The sequence below is a fragment of the Erythrobacter sp. genome, from assembly GCF_023653175.1.
Lineage (GTDB): Bacteria > Pseudomonadota > Alphaproteobacteria > Sphingomonadales > Sphingomonadaceae > Erythrobacter.
Map to the genome: position 1 here is coordinate 1 of NZ_JAMNXL010000258.1, position 3,609 is coordinate 3,609.

The window sequence follows — 3,609 nt, forward strand, 5'->3', positions numbered from 1 at the left end:
ACCAGCGCGGGGCCTTTGAGCCCGAGCGCGCGGAACCATCCGCGCACTGCCGCAAGGAAAGCCGCTCCCGTCAGCCCCAGCCACGCCGCCAGCGCCGGAAAATAAGGCAGAAAGCCCAGCGGCCAGACGAAAGGCAGAAACCCCGGCGGATAGAAGAAGGCCGTATATTCGCCCGGCATCGCGTAGAATTCGCGCTGCGCGGCGACATGGGCGGCGGTGTCGTAAACATTGGCGCCCGCCTGCAGCATCCGCCCCGAGGTCCAGAAGCTGATGAAATCGGTGCCGATCAGGAAGCCGTTGGCATCGACGCCGTTCTTCTGGGTCGCGAGCAGGAAGACCACCGCGCCCGCATTCACCAGCGCGAGCAGCAGCAGATAGCCGCGTACCCGCCCGGGCTCGAGCCATTCTGACTTGCGGATCACGTCCCATCCCATGCCTCGCGTCCTGCCGCGCAAGGCAGCCCAAGTCCATCGCGCCTGCGCATAGCCTCGGGGAAAGTCGCTAAGCGGCGGTCTCGGTATGGATGTGAAGATGCCCCTCGAGCGTGCGGTGCACCGGGCACTTGTCGGCGATGGCGATGATCTTCTCGCGCTGCTCGTCGGTGAGCGCATCGCCCAGCAGCGTGATCACGCGGTTCAGCGCCTGCACCTTGGCGCCCTTCTCCAGCATGTGCGCGCAGTCCTCGGCGTGGTTTCGCTCGTGGGTGAGGTGGATGCGCGCGCCTTCGAAGGGCCAGCCCTTCTGGTCGGCATACATCTTCATCGTCATCGCGGTGCAGGTGCCGAGCGCGGCGAGCAGCAGGTCGTAGGGCGTCGGGCCGCTCTCGTCCCCGCCATAGGAGCGCGGTTCGTCGGCGATGAAGCGATGCTGGACGGTGTGGACCTCGGTGCCGAACTTGCCGTGACCGGTCTGCACCACCACGCCCTCTTCGGGCATCGGCCAGTCGGAGCGCATCGGCAGGTAGCGCCCGGCCCAGCCCGCTATGATCGTCGCGGCGAAGTTGGCATCCTCGGCGCGGGTCAGGAGGTGATCGGCTCCCGCAAGGCTGACGAAGCTCTTGGGGTGGAAGGCAGCCTGGAACAGCGCGCCCGCATGCTCGATCCCGACGATGGTGTCGGTCGGCGAATGGAGGCACAGATAGGGGCGCCGCAGTGTGCCGACCACCGCCAGCAGATCGACATCGCCCGCCGCCTCCAGAAAAGAGCGGCTGAGGGTGAAGGCCTGCCCGCCGATCCTGACCGGCCCCGCCCCGTCGCGCCGGATCGCGTCGTGATCGCCCTCGATCACGTGGAGCACGTGCGGCACGTCGGACGGCGCGCCGATGGTGGCGATCGCGGCAACCTTGTCCTCGCCCAGCACCGCCGCCGCCGCCAGCACCGCCGCGCCCCCGAGGCTATGCCCGACCAGCAGCAGCGGGCCATCGAAGCGCGCGGCGAGCGCCTCGGCCGCGGCGACCAGATCGGCCATGTCGGTGGCGAACCCGGCGCGCCCGAAATCGCCCTCGCTCCCGCCAAGCCCGGTGAAATCGAACCTGAGGCACGCAATCCCCTGCCGCGCCAGCGCGCGGCTGACCGCGACCGCGGCGCGGCTCTGCTTGGTGCATGTGAAGCAATGCGCGAACAGCGCCGCCCCGCGCACCAGCCCGGTGGGCAGTTCGAGCGCGCCTTCGAGCGCATGGCCCGCAGGCGTCGGGAAGGCGAACGTTTCGGTCGGCATGATGGTTCTCCTCGAGGGGGCAAGCCTATGGAACATTTGCGCGGATCATGCGACCAGTCAGCCGGTACATTTTGCCCCGCAGTGAGGAGAGCGCCGATGCAGGCCCGCGTCTTTCATGCCATTGCTCTGGCCTGCGCTGTGATCATCGGCACCCCGGCAACCGCGCAGCCGGCGCCGGCAGTCGCCCAGCCTGCCGAGCCGACCGCGCTCGAAGCGCGCAGCCTGCAGGTCGTCGAGCTTCTCAATGGCGAAGTGCAGCCCGAGGCAATCTTCACCGCCGCCTTTCGCGCCGCCATCGCCGATGAGCAGATCAGGACGCTCTCGGCCAATCTTACTGCGCAGTTCGGGCGGGCGGTGGAGGTCAGCCTGCTGGCCCCGCGCGAAGGCACGCGGGCCGCGCTCGAGATCCGCTTCGAACGCGGCATCGCCAAGGGCGGGATCGCGCTCGACCCTGCCGAGAACAACCGCATCAACGAATTGCGCTTCACCTCGGTGGATCCGCTAGCGGTGACGGGCGACACGCCCGTGGCCATCGCCGCCGATCTCGCTGCCTTGCCGGGAAGCGTGAATGCATGGTTCGGCCCGCTCGGCGGCGCGCCGGTCATCAGCCGCAACACCGGCGCACCGCTCGCGCTGGGATCGACCGTCAAGCTCTACGTGCTGGCCGCTCTTGCCGAGGACGTGAAGGCGGGCCGCCGCAAGTGGTCGGACGTGGTGACGCTCACGGAAAGGAGCTATCCGAGCGGGCAGTTGCAGGACTGGCCCGAGGGTTCGCCGGTGACGCTGCACACGCTCGCCAGCCTGATGATCTCCGTCAGCGATAACACCGCGACCGACCAGCTGATCGCGGTGCTTGGCAAGAGGCGCATCCTCAAGCTGATGAAAGACAGTGGCCATGCCGATCCGGGGGCAAACGATCCGTTTCTGACCACGCGCGAACTCTTCGTGCTCAAGGCCAACCCGCAGGCTGTGGCCATGTGGCAGGCGCAGGATAGAGCAGCAAAGCGGCTTGCGATCCGTCAGGCAGAAGCCGTGGATGCGCTCCGGCCCGCAACTCTCGACCAGATCAACGCCGCCTTCGGCAATGGCCCCAAGGCGCTCGACATCGAATGGTTCGCCTCGCCCGCCGATCTTGCCCGGCTGTTTGCCTGGATGCGCAGAACCGCCGACCCCGATGCGTTCACAATCATGGCGATCAACCCTTCCGCGACTGACGCCATCAAGGCGAACTGGCAGTATGTCGGCTTCAAAGGAGGCTCGGAGCCCGGCGTGCTCAACCTCACTTGGCTGCTAACCGACAAGCGGGGGCGCGATTGGGTGCTCGCCCTTGGCTGGAACAACCCGGCGGCCGTGGTCGACGAGGGCAAGCTGGAAGCCATCGCCCAGCGCATCCTCCTCCTGCCTCGCTAAACCGCCAGCCCCTCCCCCCTTGCGCAGCGCCATGCTGCCGCTTATCGCTGCGGGCCGAAATTCAGTCTCGCAGGAAAACCCATGACCGATAAGCAGCAGCAGCGTTTCGAAGGCACCAAGTCCTATATCGCGACCGAGGATCTCAAGGTCGCGGTCAATGCCGCCGTCACCCTGCGCCGTCCGCTGCTGGTCAAGGGCGAGCCCGGCACCGGCAAGACCGTGCTGGCGCATGAAATTTCCAAGGCCCTGGGCGCGCCGTTGATCGAGTGGAACATCAAGTCGACCACCAAGGCGCAGCAGGGCCTCTACGAATATGACGCCGTGGCGCGTCTCCGGGATGGCCAGCTGGGCGAGGAACGCGTCCACGACATCCGCAACTACATCAAGAAGGGCAAGCTGTGGGAGGCCTTCACCGCGCCCCAGCTCCCCGTGCTGCTGATCGACGAGATCGACAAGGCCGATATCGAGTTCCCGAACGATCTG

4 protein-coding genes are annotated in these 3,609 nt (G+C 67.1%); 2 read left to right on the forward strand and 2 right to left on the reverse strand.

Annotated features, from left to right (window positions below; translation table 11 throughout):
• Both NBV68_RS18435 and NBV68_RS18440 read right to left on the reverse strand, forming a co-directional pair.
• On the reverse strand, positions 1-422 hold a 422-nt coding region (locus NBV68_RS18435; RefSeq protein ID WP_296312791.1), incomplete at its 3' end, for a glycosyltransferase family 87 protein.
• Between the two features lie 79 nt (positions 423-501).
• Positions 502-1,716 (reverse strand): alpha/beta fold hydrolase, encoded by a 1,215-nt coding sequence (locus NBV68_RS18440; RefSeq protein WP_296312793.1) that lies wholly within the window; start codon positions 1,714-1,716, stop codon positions 502-504.
• A gap of 96 nt (positions 1,717-1,812) precedes the next feature.
• On the opposite strand from NBV68_RS18440, the gene NBV68_RS18445 reads away from it, so the two are divergent.
• Both NBV68_RS18445 and NBV68_RS18450 read left to right on the forward strand, forming a co-directional pair.
• On the forward strand, positions 1,813-3,126 hold the full coding sequence (locus NBV68_RS18445; protein WP_296312796.1) for a serine hydrolase: 1,314 nt from the start codon (positions 1,813-1,815) through the stop codon (positions 3,124-3,126).
• 81 nt (positions 3,127-3,207) lie between these two features.
• On the forward strand, positions 3,208-3,609 hold a 402-nt coding region (locus NBV68_RS18450), incomplete at its 3' end, for a MoxR family ATPase (protein ID WP_296312798.1).

Excerpts from the sequence above, each read along its gene's own strand:
- NBV68_RS18440 (WP_296312793.1), bottom strand. The coding sequence starts at position 1,716 with ATGCCGACCGAAACGTTCGCCTTCCCGACGCCTGCGGGCCATGCGCTC.
- NBV68_RS18445 (WP_296312796.1), top strand. The coding sequence starts at position 1,813 with ATGCAGGCCCGCGTCTTTCATGCCATTGCTCTGGCCTGCGCTGTGATC.